We start from the raw sequence: 23,082 nt of genomic DNA, 5'->3' as shown, positions 1-23,082 counted from the left end.
CGTGCTTGGCGCTTCCGTCAACGGCTTTATCGTTGAAACGCTGAAGATTATTTGTTGTGGAACTGCGGTGCACGCTTCTCGCTGAAGGCGGTCATGCCTTCCTTTTGATCTTCCAGGGCGAACATGGCCTGGAACACGCGCCGCTCGAAGCGGACGCCTTCCGAAAGTGTTGTTTCATATGCCCGATCCACGCTCTCTTTTGCCATCATGACAACAGGCAGGGAGAAGTCGGCGATCTTTTCGGCAGCCTTCATGGTTTCTTCCATCAGCTCATCTGCAGGAACCACCCGGCTGACAAGGCCGCTTCTTTCTGCCTCTTCAGCATCCATCATCCGGCCGGTCAGCACCATGTCCATGGCTTTGGACTTGCCGACAAAGCGGGTGAGGCGCTGTGTTCCACCTGCGCCCGGAATAACGCCAAGCGTGATTTCCGGCTGGCCGAACTTGGCCGTATCGGCAGCAATGATGAAGTCGCAAAGCATCGCCAGCTCGCAGCCTCCGCCAAGTGCGTAGCCCGCGACTGCGGCGATGATCGGCTTGCGGTTCTGCGAGACGCGATCAAAAGGCGTGATCAGGTCGGTCTGGTAGGCGGACGAGAAATTGTGCGGCAGCATCTCCTTGATGTCCGCTCCCGCGGCAAACGCCTTCTCCGATCCGGTAATCACGACACAGCCGATCCGCTCGTCCGCATCGAAACTGTCCAGAGCCGTGCCCAGCTCGGCGATCAGTGCCGAATTTAGCGCGTTCAAGGCCTTTGGCCGATCAAGCGTGATCAGACCAACCTTTCCGCGTTTTTCGACGCGGATGTTCTCATATCCCATATTGCCCACTCCCAGTGCCAGGACATGTCAAATCTTCGGATCATGCCTAACCGACCGGGGTAGGTCTTGCAAGGTTGACCGATTGGATAGGGCGCGGTTCAGGACTGGCAATTCGGACAATAGAATGTGGAGCGATTGGACTGAACGATTCGTTCAATCGTCCCGGAGCATCCTTGCGTCCGGCAGGCATCTCCTTCCCGGTCATAGACCGCGAACGAATGCTGAAAATAGCCGAGTGTGCCGTCTGCCTGGGTATGGTCGCGCAGGCTCGAGCCACCGGCCTTGATGGCATCCTGAAGTGTTGCGCGGATGTTTGCCGCCAGGTCTTCAGCCTTTTTCGAGGGCTTTCCTGTTTTGGTTACAAGCGTGCCGGCTGCCCGGCGCGGGCTGAGACCGGTGCGCCAGAGGGCCTCGCACACATATATATTGCCGAGGCCCGCAATCAGCTTCTGGTTCAAGAGAGCAGCCTTCAGAGGCGACTTGCGACCTTCGAAGAGTTTTGCCAGCGTTTCCCCGCTCAGATCGTTACCAAGCGGTTCCAGGCCGAGTTCCCGGAAATAGGCGTGTTCGGCAAGTTTCGGCCGGGGGATAAGATCCATGAAACCGAAGCGGCGCGGGTCATTATAGATGATCCGGGCCTTGCCGTTGCTCCGGGTCTTCAGGTGGAAGACGACGTGGTCATGTTTGGAGTCCTTGCTTTTCTTGTGCGCAAAAGCTCCAGGGGCCTCTTGCGAATTGTCGTTTTCAATCCGAAACGATCCTGACATACCAAGGTGCATTACCAGAACGTCGCCGCGGTTCGTATCGGCAAGAAGGTACTTTGACCGGCGAGACAGCGCGCGGACTTCAGCTCCCGTGAGGCGATCGACGAACTGATCGGGAAAGGCGAAACGCAGATCCGGCCGGTTCTGGTCGACAGTGACAATGGTCGCGCCTTCGAAAGTCGGTGCAAGACCGCGTTTGACAGTTTCAACTTCCGGCAATTCAGGCATCTGTGGGCTGGTCTCCGCTTCGCTTGCGCTGTATAGGCCTGCGGCATATGGGTTTCTTCGATCGGCAAACATAGCGCTTGCCAGGCGCTTGTACTATGGTCCGCCGCAAATTGAAGATTGTTTGATATGAAGATCCGCCAGGAGAGGCGTTCATGACGCAACAGGCACAAGGACAGAGCGGCGCGACCAACCGGTCCCCGGAAGACATGCCCACGAGCTTTGGTTTCACCAAGGTGGCCGAAGGGCACAAGCAGGCGCTCGTGGATGATGTCTTCCACAAGGTGGCTGATCGTTACGATCTGATGAACGATCTTATGTCCTGCGGATTTCACCGGGTCTGGAAGGACGCAATGGTGTCCTATCTGGCCCCGCCCAAGTCTGGATCGACCAACTGGCGTCTTCTGGATGTTGCCGGCGGTACTGGCGATATTGCGACGCGGGTCGTGCGCCGCTCGAACGAGACGGTCGAGGCCGTTGTATGTGATATCAATGAATCGATGCTGGGTGTCGGACGGGACCGGGCCGAAAAGGCCGGGCTTTCGGACCTGATCACCTTCAGCCAGGGCAATGCGGAAGACCTGCCGTTTCCCGACAAGAGCTTCGACGCATATACGATTGCCTTCGGCATCCGGAACGTACCAGATATCCCGAAGGCTCTGCGGGAAGCACGGCGCGTCCTGAAGCGGGGCGGCCGCTTCATGTGCCTGGAATTTTCCGAAGTCGACATTCCGTTGCTGGACAAGGTCTACGACACCTTTTCCTTCAACGCCATTCCGGCCATGGGCAAATGGGTGACCGGCGACGCTGATCCCTACCAGTATCTGGTGGAATCGATCCGCAAGTTTCCGAGCCAGGAGCGTTTCGCCGAAATGATCCGGGAGGCCGGCTTCGAAAAGGTAAGCTTCCGCAACTATTCGGGCGGTATCGCCGCCCTGCATTCGGGATGGAAACTCTAGTAGATGGCGCTTCCTGTGATGCCTTTCTTTCGCCTGGTAAGGGCGGGATTTGTGATGGCGCGCGAAGGCGTCTACGGGCTTGTGTATCTGCCTGATCTGCCGACCGGACCCAGACTGGCGATCGCCATGGCACGCTTGCTCGAACGGCGGGCGGTCAAAACCAAGAGCGCTAATCTGCGCCTGTCCGATGCCCTTAACAAGTTGGGACCATCCTACGTCAAACTCGGACAGTTCCTGGCCACCAGAGCCGATGTGGTTGGCAAGGACGCGGCACGTGAGTTGTCCGCCCTGCAGGACCAGCTGCCTGCCTTCGATCACGAAGAAGCCAAAGCGGCTGTCGCGGACCTGCTGGGCCGACCGGTTGATGAGGTGTTTGTTGAATTCGGTGAAGCGGTTGCTGCCGCATCGATCGCGCAGGTGCATCCCGCCGTCATTCGCGACAAGGATGGAAACGAGCGCAAAGTCGCGGTCAAGGTGCTGCGCCCGGGCGTTTCCCGCCGTTTTCAAAGGGACTTGCAGAGCTACTATCTCGTAGCCCGCCTGGCGGAACGGTTTCACGCACCCTCAAGGCGTCTGCGTCCCGTTGCCGTCGTCGACACGCTGGCACAATCCGTAGCCATAGAGATGGATTTCCGCCTGGAGGCCGCTGCGCTCTCCGAAATGGCCGAGAACACCGCTGACGATCCGGGTTTCCGTGTTCCGTCGGTCGAGTGGCTTTATACCGGCAAGGGCGTCCTGACCATGGAATGGATCGGCGGCCGCAAGATGTCGGATGTCGAAGGTCTCAGGGAAGACGGGCACGATCTGGAAGCACTCGGGGCCGCAGTCATTCAGAGCTTCCTGCGGCACACTCTGCGTGATGGCTTCTTTCACGCCGACATGCATCAGGGCAATCTGTTCGTTGAACCCGACGGAACACTGGTTGCCGTTGATTTTGGCATCATTGGCAGGTTGAGCAAGCGTGAGCGCCGGTTCCTTGCCGAGATCCTGTTCGGTTTCATCACCCGCAACTACAAGCGGGTCGCCGAAGTGCATTTCGAAGCCGGTTATGTTCCGGCCGATCAGGACGTCGACATGTTCGCCCAGGCGATCCGTGCGATCGGAGAGCCGATACACGGTCACGATGCCAGCGAAATATCCATGGCCCGGCTGCTGACGCAGCTGTTCGAGGTCACGGAACTGTTCGAGATGCGCACCCAGACCCAGCTGATCATGCTGCAAAAAACCATGGTGGTGGTGGAAGGGGTCGCCCGCTCACTCAATCCGAACCTCGACATGTGGAAGACGGCGGAACCTGTCGTCGGTGACTGGATCAAGGAGCATCTGGGACCTGTCGGCAAGCTGCGTGACGCTGGTGATGCCATATCCGCTCTCACCCGGGTGGCAAATGACCTGCCGCTGTTTGCCGACCGCATCGGACGCATGTCCGGAGAGTTGGAAAAGATGACAACGCAGGGGCTGCGGTTCGATGAAGAAACGGCGGAGCTGATCGGGAAGTCCGAGGCCCGGCACACACGGTCAGGGCGCGTCGCACTCTGGGTGATTGCAGCCTCGCTGGCTGCTCTGACGGCAAAGGTCCTGTTCTTCTGAGCAAAATTAAATGAACTTGCCTGCTCCCGATTTCAAGAAAGGGCGGGCAACTCGAACGCTTTGGGCGCACAAACTGCTATTCCTGCAGGGCTGCTTCGATAACAGGTCCTGCCGTTTCCTCAAGTAACTCGACCAGTTCTGCGTCCATGAAACGGTATTCATCGGGAATATCGAGCACGTGGAGTTTCTTGTGCTGAACAGCCTGTCGAAATTCGGCGCGCAGTCTGGCGCCGTGCTTTTCCTCCATGACAAAGATCAGATCTGCCCACCTGATGTCGGCAATCGACACGGTTCTGCGGGCATTGCGGCTTGTGCCGGCTGATCGTGTCGCTACGCCCGACATGTTGCGGAACGCTGCTTCACCGGTCGGGCTTCGCCATTGATTGCGGCTGCAGACAAACAGAACGTTGAGGAGGGCGGTGTCAGCCAAGAGCAGGTCCCATTCCTTTTTCGGATGTGGCCAGAGCCTGCCGGTTTTCCGGGCTCGGATCAGCTTGTTGCTTCGAAGGTAAATCAGCTTCCACCGCTTGGATTCGTCACAAGTCGGCTTGGGCTGAAAGCGGCGTCTGGAATGTTTGCGCGCAATTAAGCGCCGCAAACTCTTGTTTGCCGGGTGTGTCATTTGAATTGTCCTCAGGTTGTCGTGGTCAGCAGCCGCGGCAACACGAGGAGAACTCTTTTTACGACACTGAGGAATGGCTTTCAACGCAATCCGGAAAAGGCCCGCAGTATGATTGAAGCCGTTGCGTTTCTGCGACAGAGAACGCTGGCATTCGCCTGCAGGGTCATGGTTTGGTGACACGCCTCAAGGTCAGGTTGATCCGCCCGCCGTTTTTCAAAAGTGTCGAGCTGTTTTTCAAGATCCGGTCGACGCCATGAAAGGCGAGCCGTGCGTCGCCGCCAAGAACCACCACATCGCCCGACTGCAAACGAAAGGATTTGGTCGGGTCCTTTCGGTTCGAGCCACCTACGCGAAATGTGGCCGTATCACCCAGGGAGACCGATATGACGGGAGCGTCAAAGGTCTGTTCGTCACGATCCTGGTGAAGCCCCATTCTGGCTGTCGGTTCATAGAAGTTTATGAGGCATGCTTCCGGCTCCGGAGCATCGGGAGCAAGGTCGTGCCAAAGCGTGGTCAGTATTTCGGGAATACCCGGCCAAGGGCGCCGAGAGCCGGGGTGAACGGGTTGATACCGATAGCCGTTGATATCTGACACCCAACCGAGTGGCCCGCAGTTGCTCATTCTGACGGAAAAGGGTTTTCCGGTCTTTGGCATGACCGGTTGATAGAGCGGCGCTATTGCGACGATTTGCCGGATCTCCTCCAGAAGCGCTTCTTGGGCGTTCCGGTCGAAGTATTCCGGCAGATATCGAAGGCCCGTGAGGTCACTGATTGCAATTTCCCGCATTGGCACCCGCTGTTACTTCCGGTTTGTTTGCTGCTTCTTCAATCTCGATCGCTTCAGTCTCCGCCACCTCCACACGAGCTGCAACCGCTGGAGTCCCCGGAACCACCGGAGCTTGAACTGCAACCGCCATAATTCGATGAAGAATCTTTGGAAGATCCTCTGCGCCTCCTGGATCTCCGCTCGCTGAGAATGGCAAACACAACAAGAGCGAACACGACGCTTCCGACCAGCATTTCTGTCGTGTGACCGGTGATCCAGTGCACCACCATGTTGAAAAACTTTTCGAGAAATCCGTCGCCAGGAGTCTCGCCGTGGGCGAAAGCTATCTGTGAGCCGAACAGAATTGAAGTCAGGGCGAGAACTGCGCTGAAAAGTGCTTTGCGGATTTTCCATGCCCTTCCGAAAGTCTTGGAGAGAGCACCCGGAACGTTAGGCTTTGGAACGAGCCATACATCATTCGTGTTCACTCGACGGTAGCTGGCACCTCTGCTGAAGCGGTTATCCGCACTTGGCCAGACGTCTTCTGGGGGAGGGGATCCGAACTCGTGGGCGTAAAGCGCTTTCGTTGTTTCATATGCCTCGCGGAAGAATGCGGCTTGTCCTGCACCCCCAGTTGTCGGCATGTGGTGAAGGGCACCTCCAAGGGCGTCCTTGAACGGCCCCCAATAGTGCTTCGTGAACGTCAGGTGCAAATGCCAGACCTGGTCCACATCCTCGCTGGGGGTTACCACCGATGGACTGATCTGGCTGAGATAGGCAAATCGCAGGTATTCCCCGATCACTCGCAAGGCATAGTCGCGGGCCCAGCCATTCTCGCGCGCAAGCCGGGCTGAGAACGGAAAATCAGCTTCAGGAGCGTCGGGGTGCGCGGAACAGACGCGGTTCCAGAGTTCGGGGTCCTGCATGGAATGTCTCGCTGGCGATTTCGGGTCGTAGTCTTGGAGCATGCGCCTGGTTGCAAAATCAATAACAAGAGGGAAGCGCACGCTCTCAAGCGCGCGTGTTTGAAAAAGAACCGGAATGCGACAAGTTTGATCGCCCCGGTAACGTTCTGGGAAGAAAAATCGGTCAAGACATGCAGAACCTGTAAATGTCAGTGAACAGATGTCTTGCAGGCAAAGTTTCATCCACCTATATAGCGGGCAAGCTTCGCGCCAAATCTTGAGCTTAATGTTCGGGCGCGATGTCCGGGGCAATCCCGGAACCCAAGTGAGAGGAGCCGGACTGACGCCTTCATGGGTCTATCCGGTTTGCTAGAAAGAGAGGCAGATATGGCAAAGGTCATTGGTATCGACCTCGGCACGACCAACTCGTGCGTCGCCGTCATGGACGGTAAAGATTCCAAAGTTATTGAAAACGCAGAAGGCGCCCGCACCACACCTTCCATGGTGGCATTTTCCGACGATGGTGAGCGTCTTGTTGGCCAACCGGCGAAGCGCCAGGCGGTCACGAACCCGACAAATACCCTCTTCGCAGTCAAACGCCTGATCGGTCGTCGTTACAGCGATCCGACCGTCGACAAGGACAAGAAGCTTGTTCCGTTCGAAATCGTCAAGGCAGACAACGGCGATGCATGGGTTGAAGCCAACGGCGACAAATATTCCCCGTCTCAGGTGTCCGCGTTCATTCTTCAGAAGATGAAGGAAACCGCTGAGAGCTATCTCGGCGAGACCGTGACCCAGGCGGTTATCACCGTTCCGGCCTACTTCAACGATGCACAGCGTCAGGCAACCAAGGATGCCGGCAAGATCGCCGGTCTTGAAGTTCTGCGTATCATCAACGAGCCGACAGCTGCAGCGCTGGCTTACGGCCTCGACAAGAACGACGGCAAGACCATCGCGGTTTACGACCTTGGTGGTGGCACGTTCGACGTTTCCATCCTGGAAATTGGCGATGGCGTCTTCGAGGTGAAGTCCACCAACGGTGACACCTTCCTCGGTGGTGAAGACTTCGACATGGTCCTTGTCGACTACCTGGCTTCTGAGTTCAAGAAAGACCAGGGCATCGACCTGAAGCAGGACAAACTGGCTCTGCAGCGCCTGAAAGAGGCTGCTGAAAAGGCCAAGATTGAACTGTCTTCCTCGTCCCAGACCGAAGTCAACCTGCCGTTCATCACTGCAGATGCTTCCGGTCCTAAGCACCTGACCTTGAAGCTGACCCGTGCGAAGTTCGAATCGCTGGTTGAAGAGCTGGTCAAGCGCACGATCAACCCGATGAAGGCTGCTCTGAAAGACGCTGGCCTCGCCGCCGGTGAAATCGATGAAGTGGTTCTGGTCGGCGGCATGACCCGTATGCCGAAGATCCAGGAAACCGTAAAGAACTTCTTCGGCAAGGAACCGCACAAGGGTGTGAACCCGGACGAAGTCGTGGCCATGGGTGCTGCGATCCAGGCTGGTGTCCTGCAGGGCGACGTCAAGGACGTTCTGCTGCTCGACGTTACGCCGCTGTCCCTGGGTATTGAGACCCTCGGTGGTGTCTTCACCCGTCTGATCGACCGCAACACGACGATCCCGACCAAGAAGAGCCAGGTGTTCTCGACCGCTGAAGACAATCAGACGGCTGTAACCATCCGCGTCTTCCAGGGCGAGCGTGAAATGGCTGCTGACAACAAGGTCCTCGGTCAGTTCGACCTGGTTGGCCTGCCGCCCGCGCCGCGCGGCGTACCGCAGATCGAAGTCACCTTTGACATCGATGCCAACGGTATCGTCAACGTGTCCGCGAAGGACAAGGGCACCGGCAAGGAACAGCAGATCCGGATCCAGGCTTCTGGTGGTCTGAGCGACAGCGACATCGATCAGATGATCAAGGACGCTGAATCTCATGCTGACGAAGACAAGAAGCGCAAAGAGCTGGTGGAAGCCAAGAACCAGGGTGAATCTCTGGTCCACTCCACCGACAAATCGCTCAAGGACTACGGCGACAAGGTATCTGCCGACGACAAGTCCGCGATCGAGGCGGCTCTTGAAGATCTGAAGTCTGCTCTTGAAGGTGAAGACCTTGAAGGCATCAAGGCCAAGACACAGGCGCTTGCCGAAGCTTCCATGAAGCTTGGCGAAGCCATGTATCAGGCCGCTCAGGCGGAAGCCGAAGCTGAAGGCGGTGAAGCCGGCGAAGGCGAAGAAGCTGCATCCGAAAAAGACGATGATGTCGTTGATGCGGATTTCGAAGAAGTCAAAGACGAAGACGACAAGAAGTCCGCTTAACTGTAAAGCTGCAGCCAGCCGGTTTTCGGCTGGCTGTTTTTGGTTATGAAATGGTTCCCGGCGCCGGTTGCTTGATTGCCTTATGAAAAAGGCACTTGTGTCCGGCGCTTTCGCCGTAAATGGCGCCGGATTATTCCAGGCGGCCAGCGGCGCAACAACAAGACCGAGAGATCTTGATGTCCAAACGTGATTTCTATGAGGTGCTGGGCGTATCGCGCGATGCGGATGACAAGGCGCTGAAGAGCGCTTACCGCAAGATGGCAATGCAATTTCATCCCGATCGCAATCCGGGAGATACGGAAGCCGAAGCCAAGTTCAAAGAAGTCAATGAAGCCTACGACACGCTGAAAGACGGCCAGAAGCGCGCAGCTTATGACCGCTTCGGCCATGCGGCATTTGAAAATGGCGGTTTTGGCGGCGGCGGTGCCGGTGCCAATGATTTTTCCTCCACCATGTCGGACATCTTCGAAGAATTCTTCGGCATGGGCGGCGGTGGACGCCGTTCCGGAGGCCGCGAACGCGGCGCCGACCTGCGATATAATCTGGACATCACGCTGGAAGACGCTTTCGCCGGCAAGACTGTGGAAATCGAGGTTCCGACCAGCATCACCTGTGACATATGCACCGGATCCGGTGCGAAGCCGGGTACAAGCCCGACGACCTGCCGCACATGCGGTGGCTCCGGTCGGGTGCGGGCCGCTCAGGGGTTTTTCACGCTCGAGCGAACCTGCCCGAGCTGCCAGGGGCGTGGTCAGGTAATTTCCGACCCATGCGAAGGCTGTGGTGGATCCGGGCGCAAGACCCAGGACCGAACTCTGTCGGTAAATATTCCGGCTGGCATTGAAGATGGCACCCGCATTCGCCTTGCCGGAGAAGGTGAAGCCGGCGTTCGGGGCGGGCCTGCGGGCGATCTCTACATTTTCCTGTCCATCAAGCCGCATGACCTGTTTCAGCGGGAAGGGGCGGATCTTTATTGCCGCGTGCCGATTTCCATGTCGACGGCAACACTCGGTGGTCAGTTCGACGTTCCAACCGTTGAGGGCTCCACCAGCCGGGTCAAGGTGCCGGAAGGCACGCAGACCGGCAAGCAGTTCCGCCTGCGCGGCAAGGGCATGCCGGTGATGCGTTCCAGCCAGCACGGCGACATGTACATTCAGGTGACCGTCGAGACGCCGACAAATTTGACACGGCGCCAGCGGGAACTTCTTGCTGAATTTGAAAAAGAATCCTCCGGCGAAAACCATCCGGAATCTGCCGGTTTCTTCTCCAAGGTGAAGGATTTCATCGATAATCTGGGTGCTTGAGCCTGCAACCGGTAGCATCTGACCGCGAAGCTTCCTATATTCTGCTAGCGAATACGAGGAGGTGGCATGCTCAAGCGTAGCGGCGGACGGGCCGAAGCCCTGAAGGAAAAGCTGAACAAGGCGAATCTGGTCAGGACCAAGGTTCTGGACGAGGTCAAGTTCATCCGATCCTGGGCACAAAACCCGCTTCGAACCGGTGCGGTTGCCCCTTCCGGTCCGGACCTGGCCGCAAAGATGGCGTCTTTTCTGACACCACGGCCGCATTCTCGCGTTGTTGAGCTGGGACCTGGAACGGGTGTTGTCACCAAGGCCCTTCTTGATCGTGGGTTGGCCCACCAACACCTCAATCTGATCGAGTACAGCCCGGAATTCTGCGAACTTTTGAGTTTGCGCTATCCCGGCCTTCCGGTTTTGCAAGGGGACGCCTATGCCTTGGCGGAAACGCTGAAGGCCCCTGGAGGTTTTCTTTCCGGGGCGGGAGAAAAAGACCATTCTCTCGATGGTATTGTTTCTTCACTGCCGCTGCTGACCCGTCCCGAGCCGGTACGCCGGGCCTTGCTGGAAGATGCCTTCCGGCTGTTGAAGCCCGGAGCGCCCTTCATCCAGTTTTCCTACGGCCTTGTGGCTCCGGTCAAACCGGTCAGCCGGGCTGTTTCGATCTATAGCTCGGAGTGGGTCTGGAAGAACTTGCCACCTGCGCGTGTCTGGGTGTATCGCAAGGGCCACTAGGCCCGATCCAGTTTTCTCATTGATACAACTGCATAAATTGCCTCGGTTAGAGCGCTTTGACCCGTTGCATTGCCTATGTGACAGACTGTAGTGCAATCAGAAAGTTTGACATCTGAATGCGCGAAATCGACGTTGGGCGCAGCGAACCATCGGTTGCTTCTGGTCACGTTGCTGTTGCGTCAGACCCGGTGTGTAATCTGACATAACCATAAATGAAATGCAGAGTTCCGCTGCGTGATTCAGGGTCGAATTCTTGAAGTCAGCATTACGATTTCAAAAAAAACCTGTGTTCACGGTGACGGTGGTCACAGAACGAAGTGGTACTTTTCTCATATCTCTGACGAATTGCATCGGGCTGGCTTCAGACGTGATGGGATCTCGTGAATATGATCAATTCCTGTATCGGTATTACCGGCTCGGTGGGCCGGTTCGGCAAAAACGAAATGTTCGACGTGAAAACGGTTCAGACGCGGCTGAACGCTTTGATGGGAACATCGCGGAAGGAGTTGGCCGTCGACGGCAAGGTAGGCTCCAAGACGATAGGCACCATCAAGGACTTCCAGGCCAGCGTTGTTCGCTTGCGCTATCCTGACGGTCGGGTTGATCCGGACAATCGAACCATCCGCGCGCTCAATGACCCGAACTCCGCACCGATCTGGCAACGCATGTGCATTCCGCCCGCCGCAAATCCCGTATCCGTGGCGAATGACACCAAGCGTGACGATAGATTGACGCCTGCGGAAAAACTGCTGGCAAAAGAAGCGGCTAATATTGGAGACAGCTCCGCATTTGATGAATTCAGACGGGAGCTGATCGACAAGAGCTTCCCCAACATGAAGAAATTCCTTGGCTCGATTGGTCGTGCCGAGGATGCCCGAAAGGTGATCGCGGCCTGGTCGCAAATGCGCAAGTGGGGATTTTCCACTTCTGAAGCGCGGGATGTGATGAAGGCGATTTCCGGCATGAAGGGACGCCAATTCGGTGCGCTTGATGCCATCGGGTCACCAACGTCGAAATTCGGCAGGTTCCTCGGCAGTGCCGGCAGCAAGGCCGGGATGGCCGGACATGTCATCACGATGATCGAGGTGGCGGACAAGTTCGAACAGGGTGACTACCTCTACGGGACGTCCGAACTGTACAAGCACTTCATGGGCAAGGCCATTCCATGGGCCGGAATGGTCGAGGGATTGCAGAGCCTTGTTGAGGCAATTGCACCGGGCTCGGTCAAGAACACCAGGATTTTCAAGGTCATCAGAGCCTGTGATCCCATCGGTCTTGGCGCCTCGGGCATCGACAGCATGACGACGCTGGTTCTCGGGACGGTTCACCTTATCCAGACCGGCAATATCGACATGGCGCGCCTGAGCCGTCTTGTTGACCGCATGAAGCAGGGTCCGACCAAAGTTTTTGCCGAAATGGGCGAAGACCTCGGCGACTCCGTCTATGAAATGTCGAAATGGCGGAAGGATGATTGGAGCTATGCCGTCAAAAGCATTCCAGGCTTCATCGCCAGCCTGTTCTAGCACCGGTACGGCTTGAGGGTTTGAAGTGGACGCGACAGACGGGTTGCGTCCACATCGTAAGTTTCGGCAGCCGGCGAACTGGATAATCCTCTGGCTGTTTGCCATATTCCGGGAATCGGGCTGTCTTGCCCGCCGGGTTGGGAAGGGGCCTCAGATGCGCAATCCAAAAATACTGGTGTGTTCCGGGTCGGTTCGAAGCGGATCGCACAATGGCAAGCTGACTGCACTCGTTGCCAAGCGTCTGGCAATTCTGGACGCGGAGGTGACGCATCTTTCGCTGAGAGACTATCCATTGCCGATCTATGACGGTGATTTGGAGGACACTGACGGCGTTCCGGAAAATGCCAGGAAACTCAATCGGTTGTTACATGGGCAGGATGGTGTCTTCCTGGCATGTCCGGAATACAACGCCGGTATCACGCCGCTGCTCAAAAACACGCTGGACTGGATCAGCCGTGCAAAGGAGCCGGGGGATCCTTTCAAGAACACGGTCTTTGCATTGGGGGCTGTGTCGCCGGGAGGTTTCGGAGGTATGCGGGGGCTGATCGGTATGCGAACGATCCTTGAAGTCGGACTGGGGGCCATGGTGCTGCCGCAGATGGTGTCTGTGCCCAAAGCGGTCGGCGCATTCAACGAGAAGGGCGATTTGGTCGAAGAACGGATCAGCGGTCAGCTCGACAAGCTGGTTGATGCGCTGCTCAAGGCGACCCGCATCGAGATGTCGCATTAGGTTGTTGCCGGGTTTGTTCCCATATTGTTTGAACGAAAGATTGAAATCTGCGGCTTGAATTCAGCCGTAAAAAGCTGGCAGCTTGGAAAAACCGCTATTGCCGCCTACATAGGGCGGCGAGAAAAGTTAGATTCAAGAGGATTGAATGAGCGAAACGCGCGAACCGGCCCAGTGGCACGGTACGACGATCATGATGGTGCGCAAAGGCGGCAAGGTCGTCATTGCCGGCGATGGACAGGTGTCTCTCGGCCAGACGGTGATCAAACATTCTGCTCGCAAGGTGCGACCGCTTGCCAAAGGTGAGGTCATTGCCGGATTTGCCGGTGCGACAGCTGACGCCTTCACACTGTTCGAGCGTCTGGAAGCCAAACTGGAGCAGTATCCGGGTCAATTGATGCGTGCCTGCGTCGAACTTGCCAAGGATTGGCGAACGGACCGCTATCTGCGCCGTCTTGAAGCCATGATGCTTGTGGCGGACAAGAACGTGTCCCTGGTGCTCACCGGGACTGGTGATGTGCTTGAGCCTGAAGGCGGCGTCATGGGCATCGGCTCGGGAGGCAATTTTGCCTTGGCAGCTGGCCGGGCGTTGGCAGATACCGACTATGACGCTGAAACCATTGCCCGCAAGGCGATGGCGGTGGCCGCTGAAATCTGCGTTTACACAAACGAAAGTGTCACGGTCGAGTCGCTCGACGCCGTCGAGTGACCAGACATGATTTCGTTCCGCCCCGTCAGTGAAAAGGATCTGCCTTTGCTCTCCGAATGGTTGGCAAGGCCGCATTGGCGCGAATGGTGGGGCGCCCCGGAGACGGAACTCGGTTACATCAGGGATATGATTGAAGGGCGCGATACGACACTGCCCTTCATTTTTCAGCTGGATGGAACCGACAGAGGCTATATCCAGGTCTGGTTCGTGAAGGATCAGCAGGATAGCGACTGGAACAGGGAGTATCCCTGGCTTGAACTTTTGCCGCGAGATGCGGTTGGGGTTGATCTGTCGCTCGCCGACCGGGATGAGTTGTCGAAGGGAATTGGAACTGAAGTATTGCGAGCTTTCGTCCGGAAGCTGCGGCGCGAGGGGTACGACCGGATCCTCATAGATCCGGATCCGGAAAACCTCAGGGCTGTGAAGGCCTATCGCAAGGCGGGCTTTCGTGAAATTGCGGACCTGATCGGTCGAACCGGCGATTGCTTGCTAATGGAACACCAGGATACGGAAGGCGTGTCTTAACAAATGACTGATTTTTCTCCGCGTGAGATCGTCTCTGAACTCGACCGTTACATTGTTGGCCAGAAAGATGCCAAGCGTGCGGTCGCCATCGCTCTTCGCAACCGTTGGCGTCGTCAGCAGCTGCAGGGCCAGATGCGTGAAGAGGTTCTGCCCAAGAACATCCTCATGATCGGGCCGACCGGGGTTGGCAAAACCGAAATCTCACGCCGACTGGCAAAACTGGCCAATGCGCCGTTTACCAAGGTCGAAGCCACAAAATTCACCGAAGTCGGTTACGTCGGTCGCGATGTCGAGCAGATTGTTCGAGATCTGGTCGAGGCAGGCATCACGCTTGTCCGTGACCAGAAGCGCGAAGCGGTGAAAGCCAAGGCACACGTGCTGGCGGAAGAACGCGTTCTGGATGCGCTTGTTGGCGCGAATGCAAGTCCGGCTACCCGGGACAGCTTCCGCACAAAGCTGCGCAACGGAGAAATGGACGACAAGGAAATTGAAGTTGAGGTACGTGCCCAGGCGCAGATGCCGAGCTTCGATCTGCCAGGAATGCCTGGTGCCAGTGTCGGCGTGATGAATGTTTCCGATCTGCTCGGCAAGGCATTCGGCGGTCAGACCAAAACCAAGCGGACAACCGTAAGCGATTCCTACCAGCTGCTGATCAACGAGGAATCCGACAAGCTGCTGGACGAAGACAAGGTTGTCGAAGAAGCGATTTCTCTGGTCGAGAACTCCGGCATCGTGTTCCTGGATGAGATCGACAAGATCTGTGCTCGCGAAGGCCGCGCAGGCGGCGATGTCTCCCGTGAAGGCGTGCAGCGCGACCTGCTGCCTCTGATCGAAGGCACTGTTGTCTCGACCAAGCACGGGCCGGTTAAGACCGACCACATCCTGTTCATTGCGTCAGGTGCGTTCCACGTAGCAAAACCTTCCGATCTCCTGCCGGAGCTCCAGGGGCGTCTGCCGATCAGGGTTGAGCTTCGTGCATTGAACAAGGACGACTTCAAGGCCATCCTGACTGAGCCGGAAGCCAGCCTGATCAAACAGTATGTTGCGTTGATGGAAACAGAATCGGTCACCCTCGCCTTTACCGAGGACGCGATTGAGGAAATTGCCTCGGTTGCAGTTGATCTGAACGCTTCTGTTGAGAACATCGGTGCAAGACGTCTGCAGACCGTGATGGAAAGGATCCTCGACGAGATCTCCTTCACTGCACCGGACCGGCCAGGCGAAACGATTGAGATCTCTGCCGATTTCGTCAGGGAAAACATTGGAGATCTGGCGAAGAACGTCGATCTGTCCAAGTTTATCCTCTGATCCGGCGGCATTGCGAGCGGCAATTTAGCCGCTTGCGATGCATGCGCGCCAATGGCAGCATGCAGCCATGGTAGCTATTCGAAAAAGTAACGAGGAAGGCCATCGCCGGAAGTTCCTGGTTGTGGTCGACGAAACGCCCGAATGTGATCGGGCGATTGTGTACGCCGCCAAACGGGCTGCGCGCACCGGGGGCGTTGTTACACTGTTGTTCATCATCGCCCCTGGAGACTTCCAGCACTGGCTGGGGGTCGAGGACATCATGCGGGCAGAAGCCCAGGAGGAAGCCGAGGCAACTCTCGCCAAGGCGTCGGAGCGGGTACGTTCGGTCGCCCGCACGGAACCCGAAACCGTGGTTCGCGAAGGCGCGAAGGCCGAGGAAATCATGGAGTTGATCGAGGCGGACGCGGATATTGCGATTCTTGTGCTGGCCGCCAGCACGGGGTCGGAAGGTCCGGGGCCACTGGTGTCATCCATTGCCGGCAAGTCCGCCGGAACCTTTCCGATACCCGTGACGATCGTTCCGGGCAATCTGGATGACGATTCCATCGCCGCATTGGCATAGGCGAGAGCGGAATCTGATCCCGTAAACTTGATCGGCCAGGATTCGCGCCTATCTAGTTTTTAACTATTCCAAACTGCTGAAAGATGGGTTAGAAGGACCCATCGGTGTTTTGCGATGGGGGAGAAGCGCAAGGCACATAGTCAAACGGGCGCGTTGTTGAAGCGCAGGGACAAAGACGATGTTCATTCAAACGGAAGCAACTCCGAATCCGGCCACACTGAAATTCCTTCCAGGACGAGTCGTTCTGCAGGAAGGAACCTACGACTTCCGCTCCAAGGCGGATGCAGGCGTTTCTCCGCTTGCCGAGAAGCTTTTTGACGTACCGGGAGTTGTTGCCGTCTTCTTCGGCCATGACTTTGTCACGGTCACCAAGGACGACACAGATTGGCAGCACATGAAGCCGGCGATCCTTGGCGTCATCATGGAGCAGTTCATGTCCGGTCAGCCGGTCATGTCGGCAGGACAGTCCGAAGACATCGAAGAAGGCGAGTTCTTCGAGGAAAGCGACACGGAGACCGTCAACACGATCAAGGAACTTCTTGAAACGCGCGTTCGCCCGGCGGTCGCTCAGGATGGTGGCGACATCACCTTCAAGGGTTTCAAGGAAGGTGTTGTCTATCTTTCCATGCGTGGTGCATGTGCAGGGTGTCCGTCTTCCACGGCAACGTTGCAGCACGGAATTCAGAATCTGTTGCGGCATTTCGTACCGGAAGTCGAGGAAGTCCGGCCGATTTGACGCGATTTCCAGCATTCCAGGAAAAGCCCGGCGCAATCGCCGGGTTTTTTGTTTTCGAACCCGCTTTCTTTGTGGAAGGCAAGCCCCCCATTGGACGTAGGTCCAAAGCTCGGCTCGACTCGGAGGCCACTCCGGGGTAGTGGCAATCAGTATGCGTGTACTTGCCATAGACACAGCTCTTTCCAATTGCGCCGCCGCGGTCCTGGACAACGGCGCGGAGACCGCTTGCTTTGAAGCCTGCGGCGAAGAAATCGGCCGCGGGCATGCCGAGCGGCTGATGGACATGATCGGTGAAGTCATGGCCGAAACCTCCACAGCCTTTTCCGACCTTGATCGCGTGGCAGTTACCGTCGGCCCCGGAAGCTTTACCGGCCTTCGAGTCGGGCTTTCAGTCGCTCGCGGTTTTGGCCTTGTTCTCGGCAAACCCGTTGTCGGAATCACGACGCTGGCTGCCATTGCGCGCTCGTGTGCACCTGCAGACGGAGGTGCTCCTTTGCTTGTCGCTCTCACCGGAAAAGGTGAAGAGGTTTACTGCCAGGAATTCACTGCCTGTGGAGAACCGGCCGGGGAGGCAGGGGTCAGAACCCTGTCAGATCTTGCAGCTGCGTTGCCTCAAAGCATAAGGTTGGCTGGCTCGGCAGCCGAAAAAGTTGCCGATACCCTGAAAGCCGCACCCGGGCAGGTTCTGTCATGCTGCGGCTACCCGGGCATTCGCGATGTTGCCGAACTCGGTCTGACTGCCGATCCGGTCGTGTCGTCGCCGTCACCGCTGTATCTGCGACCGCCGGATGCAACGCCGCAAAAAAAGGGAAGGATTGAACGGCAATGAGTTTTTGGTGGTTCTGGGCCCAGCCGCCGGTTGTTGAAGAGGCGCTGGACGAAGATCTGCCGAAGATTGCCGAAATCCACGAAACCTCTTTTACCCACAAATGGAATGTGGATGAGCTTGCGCGCATGAAGGCGCAGGACGGAACGATCATTCTGGTTGCCCGCCGGGCGAGCCCGTACGGCACGCGTGCGCCACTCGGCTTTGTCGTCTTGAGAATTGCCGCGGACGAAGCCGAGGTCATAACAATTGCGGTGCATCCCCGCCAACGTGGACGCGGAGTGGGCAAGAAGCTTATGGAAGCCAGCCTTTTCCGGCTTTACACGGAACGGTGCAAACATCTGTTTCTTGAAGTGGACGCGGCCAACGAGGCAGCGTTGCTGCTCTACCGTGGGCTGGGTTTCAAGGAAGTGGGGCAGCGCAAGGGCTATTACAGCGACAGTGGAGGAGACGGCACGGCGCTTGTCATGCGCATAGATCTTCGCTAAGCGCTGTAGGGCAAGATTTTGAAACAGTCATCGGGCGGTATTTCAATGACGGAAGATCGGCAGTCATCGCTGGCGGATATGTGTATTGCAAAGGGCATGCGCATGACCGAACAGCGACGTGTCATTGCTTCCGTGATTGAGCAGGCTTCGGAAGAACATCCGGATGTTGAAGAGCTCTACCGCCGCTCCGTGGCAATTGATCCGGGAATTTCCATTTCGACCGTCTACCGAACCGTAAAACTGTTTGAAGATGCGGGCATGATCGAGCGTCACGATTTCCGGGACGGCCGGTCGCGGTACGAAACCGTTCCCGACGAGCATCATGATCATCTGATCGATCTGCGCAGCGGCCGGGTCATCGAATTTCGCAACGAGGAAATCGAGGCCTTGCAGGAGTTCATAGCCAAGAAACTCGGTTACAAGCTTGTCGATCACAGGCTTGAATTGTACGGAGTGCCGCTCGAGGCTTCAAAGGACAAAAAGGACGATGGCTGAATTCAAGGCCGTTATAATCATTTTTGTCCTGACGATCGTTTCGTTGATTCTCATTCCCCTGCAATGGATTGCGATAAAACTCCGGCTTTCGGTTCGCAAAAAACTGCCGCAAATCTGGCATCTGATTGCAACGCGTCTTGTCGGCATACGCATCCGCCAGATTGGGCAGCCGGCAGCAGACAGGCCGCTTCTCATTGCGTCAAATCACGCATCCTGGGTCGACATTACGGTGGTCGGGTCGTTGATGCCGCTGTCGTTCATCGCCAAGTCCGAGGTGTCCGGCTGGCCGATATTCGGTCTGTTTGCAAAACTTCAGCGGACCGTATTCGTGAACCGGACAAAACGTTCGCAAACCGCACAGGTTGCCGATGCAATTGCAGAACGGATGGCAGCCGGTGATGCGATGGTGCTGTTCGCCGAGGGAACATCCAACGACGGCAATTGTGTGCTTCCATTTCGTTCCGCACTTCTCGGCGCGGCAACCCGGGCTCTGGGTGAAGGGGAAAACTCGAAGGTCTGGGTGCAGCCTCTGTCGGTTGCCTACCAGGGCTTCTATGGATTGCCGATGGGTCGGGCTCATCGTCCTCACGTCGCCTGGTATGGCGACATGGAGCTTGCCGGACACTTGTGGGGAATATTTTCCCGGGGTGCACTCGATGTCGTCGTGCGCTGGGGGCAGCCGGTCCTGGTCGACAGGACAACGGACCGCAAGACCCTGACCCGTCAATTGGAGCGGGAAGTCAGGGCCATGACGATTGCTTCCCTGTTGCAAAAGCCTGTTGAGCAGCTCGATTCTGGTGAGCGTGAAGATTCTGATGCCATCGAATCACACGAGTTCTTCTCAAACGAGGAAAAAACCGCTAAAGCTGGCGCCTGAATTTGGAGTGCCGCCCGCCATGAAGGCTGTGCCGAAGATGTGATGCGAGACGGATCAATTGAAAATCCGTCCCCACAGCACTCGCAATCAGAACATACCGGCCGAATGAAAAGGCCATGAGGAACGAATGACGAGCCGTCCGGAAACAGACCAGGAAACGACCCCAGCCGCCGTTGCCCTGAGTGAAGATGCACCAGCAGACAAAGGCAGCAACGCCCGCAAGGTGTTTGTGCGCACCTATGGCTGCCAGATGAATGTCTATGACAGCGAGCGCATGACGGATGTTCTGGCACCGGAAGGCTTCCAGGCGACTGAAAATCTGGAAGATGCCGACCTGGTCATTCTCAACACCTGTCATATTCGGGAAAAGGCGGCAGAAAAGGTTTACTCCGAGCTTGGCCGGATCCGGAAGGTCAAGGAAGAACGCGCCAGGTCTGGCAAGGAAATGATGGTCGGCGTTGCCGGCTGTGTTGCCCAGGCGGAAGGCGAGGAGATCTCCAGGCGTGCCCCGGTCGTCGATCTTGTGGTCGGGCCGCAAAGTTACCATCAGCTGCCCACGCTCCTGAACAAGGCGCGGCAGGGAACGAAAATTGTCGAAACCGAATTTGATATCGATGCCAAGTTCGGCCATTTGTCCAAGCGCGCTGAAATGCCGGTGCAAAAGCGCGCACCTTCTGCGTTCCTGACCGTTCAGGAGGGCTGTGACAAATTCTGCACTTTCTGCGTTGTGCCTTACACGCGCGGTGCGGAAGTGTCCCGGTCGGTTGAGCAGATCGTCACCGAGGCGGAACGGATGGCGGCATCGGGTGTGCGCGAAGTCACGCTGCTCGGTCAGAATGTCAACGCCTATCACGGCGAAGCGGCAGATGGAGCTACCTGGGGACTGGGACGCCTGTTGCGCCGTCTTGCTGAAATCGATGGTCTGGACAGGTTGCGTTACACGACCAGTCATCCGCGTGACATGGATGACGATCTGATCGATGCGCATCGGGATTTGAAAAGCCTGATGCCCTACCTGCATCTGCCGGTGCAGTCGGGTTCCGACAAGATTTTGAAGTCAATGAATCGCCGTCACACGCGCGATGATTATTTCCGCCTGCTCGACCGTATTCGTGAAGCATCTCCGGATATCGCTCTGTCAGGTGATTTCATTGTCGGTTTTCCCGGGGAAACGGATCAGGATTTTGAAGACACCATGGATTTGATCCGGCGTGTCGAATACGGCTCGGCATTTTCTTTCAAATACAGCCAGCGTCCTGGGACCCCTGGTGCTACAATGGAGGATCAGGTGCCGGAGGACGTGAAATCCGCACGCCTGGCCGAATTGCAAGCGCTGGTGAGCGAGCAGCAGAAGGCGTTCAATGCTTCCAGGCTGGGAATGACCTGCGACGTTCTTCTGGAGAAGAAGGGCCGCAATGAAGGCCAGCTGGTTGGCAAGTCGCCTTGGCTGCAACCAGTGCAGCTCGACGCACCGGAACATATGATCGGCAGCATACAAGCGGTGGAAATCGTCGAGATTGGTTCTAATTCACTGTTCGGACAGCTGATTGCCGGGCAAGATGAAACCGGTGTTTCCGGGGCCATCCCGGCCTCGGCGGTCTAAAGGAGACGTCATTTGACGCGCGACAGCCAATCTTCTTCCCGCAAGTCTTCGGATCAGAATTCTGCGGCCTCCCCGGCCTCTGACATGACTCACATCGTCCTTGCCTTTGAAGACAATCGGTTGATCGGAGATCTGTTCGGACAGTTCGACCAGAATCTGGCCCTGATCGAGCAGCGTTTGGGAGTCGACGCGATCGCGCGCGGCAATCAGGTCACCCTGAAAGGATCGCAGGCGGGCTGTGCCCAGGCGAGAACCGCTCTGGAAGCGCTCTATCAGCGTCTTTTGCAGGGACAGGAGATTCATCCAGGCGATGTCGACGGTGCCCTGCGCATGGCAGCCGCCGCCGAAGCGCAACTCCCCCTGCCGACCCTGGAGCCGAAGTCCCGGCTGGCATTTGCCCAGATCGCAACGCGCAGGAAAACAATTGTTGCCAGAACGCCGACCCAGGATGCCTATATCCGTGCGATGGACCGCGCCGACCTGGTGTTCGGCACCGGCCCGGCGGGAACCGGCAAGACCTTTCTCGCAGTTGCCTATGCGGCCGCGCTGCTCGAGCGCGGCGATGTTGCGCGGCTCATCCTGTCCCGTCCGGCAGTGGAAGCCGGTGAACGTCTTGGCTTCCTGCCAGGCGAAATGAAGGACAAGGTCGATCCGTATCTGCGCCCGATCTATGATGCGCTGTATGAAATGATGCCGGCGGAGAAGGTGGACCGCGGCTTGCAATCCGGCATGATCGAGGTTGCACCTCTCGCCTTCATGCGCGGCCGAACCCTCTCCAATGCGGTTGTCCTGCTCGATGAAGCGCAGAATACGACCTCGATGCAGATGAAGATGTTCCTCACCCGCCTGGGGGAAGGTTCCAAGATGATTGTGACCGGCGACCCGAGCCAGATCGACTTGCCTGCCGGACAGAAATCCGGCTTGCGGGAAGCTTTGGGTCTTCTGACCGACATACCGGCGGTCGCACATATCCGCTTCAACGAGACGGATGTTGTTCGCCATGAGCTGGTCGGGCGGATCGTCACCGCTTACGACAATGCGGCACGAGAAGCATCTGAAACGCGTGAACGCCGCTACGCCGAGCGCCAAAGGGAAGCAGAACAGGGCGAAGGCTCTGCACGTACTCCCAAGGCTGCGGCGTCCTGAAAGCAGATTAAGAACAATGCCAGAAACCTTGCCGGAAGGATTTGTAATCGATCTTGCGATCGAGGCAGGAAGCTGGCCCGAAGAAGGCCGGCTCAGGTCGCTTGCGGAACGAGCGATTTCGGCTGCTTTTCAGAAGGCTGATCTCGAGGCGATTGAAAATACCGAAGTTTCGCTTCTGTTTACCGATGATGCGTCTATTCGCAAGCTGAACAAGCAATGGCGGGACAAGGACAAGCCGACGAACGTTCTCTCCTTTCCCGGCAGCGATCCTCAGGGGGATGTCTACGGGCCTCTACTGGGCGATATAGTATTTGCAAATGAAACCGTGGTGAGAGAAGCCGAAGAGATGGGAGTTGATTTCTCGGATCATCTTACCCATTTGACCGTTCATGGTTTGCTTCATCTTTTCGACTATGATCATCAGGAAAACGATGAAGCAGAACTGATGGAAAGCCTTGAGCAGTCCATTCTGGCTGCTTTGGGCATTGATGACCCTTACGCGGACAGGCCTCTTGTGGCTGACCGCGATTAAGTGGCATCATGGGGTATATAG

24 protein-coding genes are annotated in these 23,082 nt (G+C 57.0%); 19 read left to right on the top strand and 5 right to left on the bottom strand.

The window, feature by feature from the left end; genetic code table 11:
- Positions 1 to 47: 47 nt before the first annotated feature.
- Positions 48 to 821 carry an enoyl-CoA hydratase gene (locus ABLO27_RS12695; protein ID WP_353033281.1) on the bottom strand — a complete coding sequence of 258 codons (774 nt, stop codon included), beginning with the start codon at positions 819 to 821 and terminating at the stop codon, positions 48 to 50.
- 98 nt (positions 822 to 919) lie between these two features.
- Positions 920 to 1,813 (bottom strand): bifunctional DNA-formamidopyrimidine glycosylase/DNA-(apurinic or apyrimidinic site) lyase, encoded by an 894-nt coding sequence (gene mutM / locus ABLO27_RS12690; protein WP_353033280.1) that lies wholly within the window; start codon positions 1,811 to 1,813, stop codon positions 920 to 922.
- A gap of 206 nt (positions 1,814 to 2,019) precedes the next feature.
- Here mutM and ubiE point away from each other — a divergent pair, with 206 nt between their 5' ends.
- Positions 2,020 to 2,769, top strand: a complete 750-nt coding sequence (ubiE, locus tag ABLO27_RS12685; RefSeq protein ID WP_353033514.1) for a bifunctional demethylmenaquinone methyltransferase/2-methoxy-6-polyprenyl-1,4-benzoquinol methylase UbiE — start codon at positions 2,020 to 2,022, stop codon at positions 2,767 to 2,769.
- Between the two features lie 3 nt (positions 2,770 to 2,772).
- On the top strand, positions 2,773 to 4,359 hold the full coding sequence (ubiB, locus tag ABLO27_RS12680; protein ID WP_353033279.1) for a 2-polyprenylphenol 6-hydroxylase: 1,587 nt from the start codon (positions 2,773 to 2,775) through the stop codon (positions 4,357 to 4,359).
- Positions 4,360 to 4,435: 76 nt separating this feature from the next.
- Here the strand turns inward: ubiB and ABLO27_RS12675 are convergent, their stop codons facing one another.
- The 3 genes from ABLO27_RS12675 to ABLO27_RS12665 all read right to left on the bottom strand — a co-directional run bounded on the left by ABLO27_RS12675 (position 4,436) and on the right by ABLO27_RS12665 (position 6,673).
- Positions 4,436 to 4,789 (bottom strand): low molecular weight protein tyrosine phosphatase family protein, encoded by a 354-nt coding sequence (locus ABLO27_RS12675; RefSeq protein WP_353033278.1) that lies wholly within the window; start codon positions 4,787 to 4,789, stop codon positions 4,436 to 4,438.
- A 355-nt stretch (positions 4,790 to 5,144) separates the two neighbouring features.
- Complete coding sequence (locus ABLO27_RS12670; RefSeq protein WP_353033277.1) at positions 5,145 to 5,768, bottom strand: alpha-ketoglutarate-dependent dioxygenase AlkB; 624 nt, start codon at positions 5,766 to 5,768, stop codon at positions 5,145 to 5,147.
- A 53-nt stretch (positions 5,769 to 5,821) separates the two neighbouring features.
- Complete coding sequence (locus tag ABLO27_RS12665) at positions 5,822 to 6,673, bottom strand: glycine-rich domain-containing protein (protein ID WP_353033276.1); 852 nt, start codon at positions 6,671 to 6,673, stop codon at positions 5,822 to 5,824.
- A gap of 366 nt (positions 6,674 to 7,039) precedes the next feature.
- Here ABLO27_RS12665 and dnaK point away from each other — a divergent pair, with 366 nt between their 5' ends.
- The 17 genes from dnaK to ybeY all read left to right on the top strand — a co-directional run bounded on the left by dnaK (position 7,040) and on the right by ybeY (position 23,061).
- Complete coding sequence (gene dnaK, locus ABLO27_RS12660; RefSeq protein WP_353033275.1) at positions 7,040 to 8,971, top strand: molecular chaperone DnaK; 1,932 nt, start codon at positions 7,040 to 7,042, stop codon at positions 8,969 to 8,971.
- 176 nt (positions 8,972 to 9,147) lie between these two features.
- The gene (gene dnaJ, locus ABLO27_RS12655) at positions 9,148 to 10,275 is read left to right on the top strand and encodes a molecular chaperone DnaJ (protein WP_353033274.1); all 1,128 of its coding nucleotides are present in this window, start codon (positions 9,148 to 9,150) and stop codon (positions 10,273 to 10,275) included.
- Positions 10,276 to 10,341: 66 nt separating this feature from the next.
- A complete protein-coding gene (locus ABLO27_RS12650; protein ID WP_353033273.1) occupies positions 10,342 to 11,004 on the top strand; it encodes a class I SAM-dependent methyltransferase in 663 nt (220 codons plus the stop codon).
- A 386-nt stretch (positions 11,005 to 11,390) separates the two neighbouring features.
- Complete coding sequence (locus ABLO27_RS12645) at positions 11,391 to 12,527, top strand: peptidoglycan-binding domain-containing protein (RefSeq protein ID WP_353033272.1); 1,137 nt, start codon at positions 11,391 to 11,393, stop codon at positions 12,525 to 12,527.
- A 154-nt stretch (positions 12,528 to 12,681) separates the two neighbouring features.
- Positions 12,682 to 13,257, top strand: a complete 576-nt coding sequence (locus ABLO27_RS12640) for an NADPH-dependent FMN reductase (RefSeq protein ID WP_353033271.1) — start codon at positions 12,682 to 12,684, stop codon at positions 13,255 to 13,257.
- Positions 13,258 to 13,402: 145 nt separating this feature from the next.
- Positions 13,403 to 13,963, top strand: coding sequence for an ATP-dependent protease subunit HslV (gene hslV, locus ABLO27_RS12635; RefSeq protein WP_352946328.1), 561 nt, complete (start codon positions 13,403 to 13,405; stop codon positions 13,961 to 13,963).
- A gap of 6 nt (positions 13,964 to 13,969) precedes the next feature.
- Positions 13,970 to 14,488, top strand: coding sequence for a GNAT family N-acetyltransferase (locus ABLO27_RS12630; protein WP_353033270.1), 519 nt, complete (start codon positions 13,970 to 13,972; stop codon positions 14,486 to 14,488).
- 3 nt (positions 14,489 to 14,491) lie between these two features.
- Positions 14,492 to 15,796: an ATP-dependent protease ATPase subunit HslU gene (gene hslU, locus ABLO27_RS12625; RefSeq protein WP_353033269.1), complete on the top strand. Its 1,305-nt coding sequence runs from the start codon at positions 14,492 to 14,494 to the stop codon at positions 15,794 to 15,796.
- Positions 15,797 to 15,863: 67 nt separating this feature from the next.
- A complete protein-coding gene (locus ABLO27_RS12620) occupies positions 15,864 to 16,358 on the top strand; it encodes a universal stress protein (RefSeq protein ID WP_353033268.1) in 495 nt (164 codons plus the stop codon).
- A 178-nt stretch (positions 16,359 to 16,536) separates the two neighbouring features.
- Entirely contained in the window at positions 16,537 to 17,094 is a 558-nt protein-coding gene (locus ABLO27_RS12615; protein WP_353033267.1) for a NifU family protein, read from the top strand.
- Positions 17,095 to 17,245: 151 nt separating this feature from the next.
- The gene (tsaB, locus tag ABLO27_RS12610) at positions 17,246 to 17,923 is read left to right on the top strand and encodes a tRNA (adenosine(37)-N6)-threonylcarbamoyltransferase complex dimerization subunit type 1 TsaB (protein WP_353033266.1); all 678 of its coding nucleotides are present in this window, start codon (positions 17,246 to 17,248) and stop codon (positions 17,921 to 17,923) included.
- Positions 17,920 to 18,408: a ribosomal protein S18-alanine N-acetyltransferase gene (rimI, locus tag ABLO27_RS12605; RefSeq protein WP_353033265.1), complete on the top strand. Its 489-nt coding sequence runs from the start codon at positions 17,920 to 17,922 to the stop codon at positions 18,406 to 18,408. The genes tsaB and rimI overlap by 4 nt, the downstream gene beginning before the upstream one ends.
- Positions 18,409 to 18,453: 45 nt before the next feature.
- On the top strand, positions 18,454 to 18,903 hold the full coding sequence (locus ABLO27_RS12600) for a Fur family transcriptional regulator (RefSeq protein WP_353033264.1): 450 nt from the start codon (positions 18,454 to 18,456) through the stop codon (positions 18,901 to 18,903).
- Positions 18,896 to 19,780: a lysophospholipid acyltransferase family protein gene (locus tag ABLO27_RS12595; protein WP_353033263.1), complete on the top strand. Its 885-nt coding sequence runs from the start codon at positions 18,896 to 18,898 to the stop codon at positions 19,778 to 19,780. Before ABLO27_RS12600 ends, ABLO27_RS12595 begins: the two co-directional genes overlap by 8 nt.
- 127 nt (positions 19,781 to 19,907) lie before the next feature.
- The gene (gene miaB, locus ABLO27_RS12590) at positions 19,908 to 21,383 is read left to right on the top strand and encodes a tRNA (N6-isopentenyl adenosine(37)-C2)-methylthiotransferase MiaB (RefSeq protein ID WP_353033262.1); all 1,476 of its coding nucleotides are present in this window, start codon (positions 19,908 to 19,910) and stop codon (positions 21,381 to 21,383) included.
- 84 nt (positions 21,384 to 21,467) lie between these two features.
- Positions 21,468 to 22,529, top strand: a complete 1,062-nt coding sequence (locus ABLO27_RS12585) for a PhoH family protein (RefSeq protein WP_353033513.1) — start codon at positions 21,468 to 21,470, stop codon at positions 22,527 to 22,529.
- A gap of 16 nt (positions 22,530 to 22,545) precedes the next feature.
- Positions 22,546 to 23,061: an rRNA maturation RNase YbeY gene (gene ybeY, locus ABLO27_RS12580; protein WP_353033261.1), complete on the top strand. Its 516-nt coding sequence runs from the start codon at positions 22,546 to 22,548 to the stop codon at positions 23,059 to 23,061.
- Positions 23,062 to 23,082: the final 21 nt, after the last annotated feature.

It is taken from the genome of Roseibium sp. SCP15 (assembly GCF_040329435.1).
GTDB lineage: Bacteria > Pseudomonadota > Alphaproteobacteria > Rhizobiales > Stappiaceae > Roseibium.
This window is presented reverse-complemented; position numbering and strand designations above follow the sequence as displayed.

Excerpts from the sequence above, each read along its gene's own strand:
- ABLO27_RS12695 (WP_353033281.1), bottom strand. The coding sequence starts at position 821 with ATGGGATATGAGAACATCCGCGTCGAAAAACGCGGAAAGGTTGGTCTG.
- mutM (WP_353033280.1), bottom strand. The coding sequence starts at position 1,813 with ATGCCTGAATTGCCGGAAGTTGAAACTGTCAAACGCGGTCTTGCACCG.
- ubiE (WP_353033514.1), top strand. The coding sequence starts at position 2,020 with ATGCCCACGAGCTTTGGTTTCACCAAGGTGGCCGAAGGGCACAAGCAG.
- ubiB (WP_353033279.1), top strand. The coding sequence starts at position 2,773 with ATGGCGCTTCCTGTGATGCCTTTCTTTCGCCTGGTAAGGGCGGGATTT.
- ABLO27_RS12670 (WP_353033277.1), bottom strand. The coding sequence starts at position 5,768 with ATGCGGGAAATTGCAATCAGTGACCTCACGGGCCTTCGATATCTGCCG.
- ABLO27_RS12665 (WP_353033276.1), bottom strand. The coding sequence starts at position 6,673 with ATGCAGGACCCCGAACTCTGGAACCGCGTCTGTTCCGCGCACCCCGAC.
- dnaK (WP_353033275.1), top strand. The coding sequence starts at position 7,040 with ATGGCAAAGGTCATTGGTATCGACCTCGGCACGACCAACTCGTGCGTC.
- dnaJ (WP_353033274.1), top strand. The coding sequence starts at position 9,148 with ATGTCCAAACGTGATTTCTATGAGGTGCTGGGCGTATCGCGCGATGCG.
- ABLO27_RS12650 (WP_353033273.1), top strand. The coding sequence starts at position 10,342 with ATGCTCAAGCGTAGCGGCGGACGGGCCGAAGCCCTGAAGGAAAAGCTG.
- ABLO27_RS12645 (WP_353033272.1), top strand. The coding sequence starts at position 11,391 with ATGATCAATTCCTGTATCGGTATTACCGGCTCGGTGGGCCGGTTCGGC.
- ABLO27_RS12640 (WP_353033271.1), top strand. The coding sequence starts at position 12,682 with ATGCGCAATCCAAAAATACTGGTGTGTTCCGGGTCGGTTCGAAGCGGA.
- hslV (WP_352946328.1), top strand. The coding sequence starts at position 13,403 with ATGAGCGAAACGCGCGAACCGGCCCAGTGGCACGGTACGACGATCATG.
- ABLO27_RS12630 (WP_353033270.1), top strand. The coding sequence starts at position 13,970 with ATGATTTCGTTCCGCCCCGTCAGTGAAAAGGATCTGCCTTTGCTCTCC.
- hslU (WP_353033269.1), top strand. The coding sequence starts at position 14,492 with ATGACTGATTTTTCTCCGCGTGAGATCGTCTCTGAACTCGACCGTTAC.
- ABLO27_RS12620 (WP_353033268.1), top strand. The coding sequence starts at position 15,864 with ATGGTAGCTATTCGAAAAAGTAACGAGGAAGGCCATCGCCGGAAGTTC.
- ABLO27_RS12615 (WP_353033267.1), top strand. The coding sequence starts at position 16,537 with ATGTTCATTCAAACGGAAGCAACTCCGAATCCGGCCACACTGAAATTC.
- tsaB (WP_353033266.1), top strand. The coding sequence starts at position 17,246 with ATGCGTGTACTTGCCATAGACACAGCTCTTTCCAATTGCGCCGCCGCG.
- rimI (WP_353033265.1), top strand. The coding sequence starts at position 17,920 with ATGAGTTTTTGGTGGTTCTGGGCCCAGCCGCCGGTTGTTGAAGAGGCG.
- ABLO27_RS12600 (WP_353033264.1), top strand. The coding sequence starts at position 18,454 with ATGACGGAAGATCGGCAGTCATCGCTGGCGGATATGTGTATTGCAAAG.
- ABLO27_RS12595 (WP_353033263.1), top strand. The coding sequence starts at position 18,896 with ATGGCTGAATTCAAGGCCGTTATAATCATTTTTGTCCTGACGATCGTT.
- miaB (WP_353033262.1), top strand. The coding sequence starts at position 19,908 with ATGACGAGCCGTCCGGAAACAGACCAGGAAACGACCCCAGCCGCCGTT.
- ABLO27_RS12585 (WP_353033513.1), top strand. The coding sequence starts at position 21,468 with ATGACTCACATCGTCCTTGCCTTTGAAGACAATCGGTTGATCGGAGAT.
- ybeY (WP_353033261.1), top strand. The coding sequence starts at position 22,546 with ATGCCAGAAACCTTGCCGGAAGGATTTGTAATCGATCTTGCGATCGAG.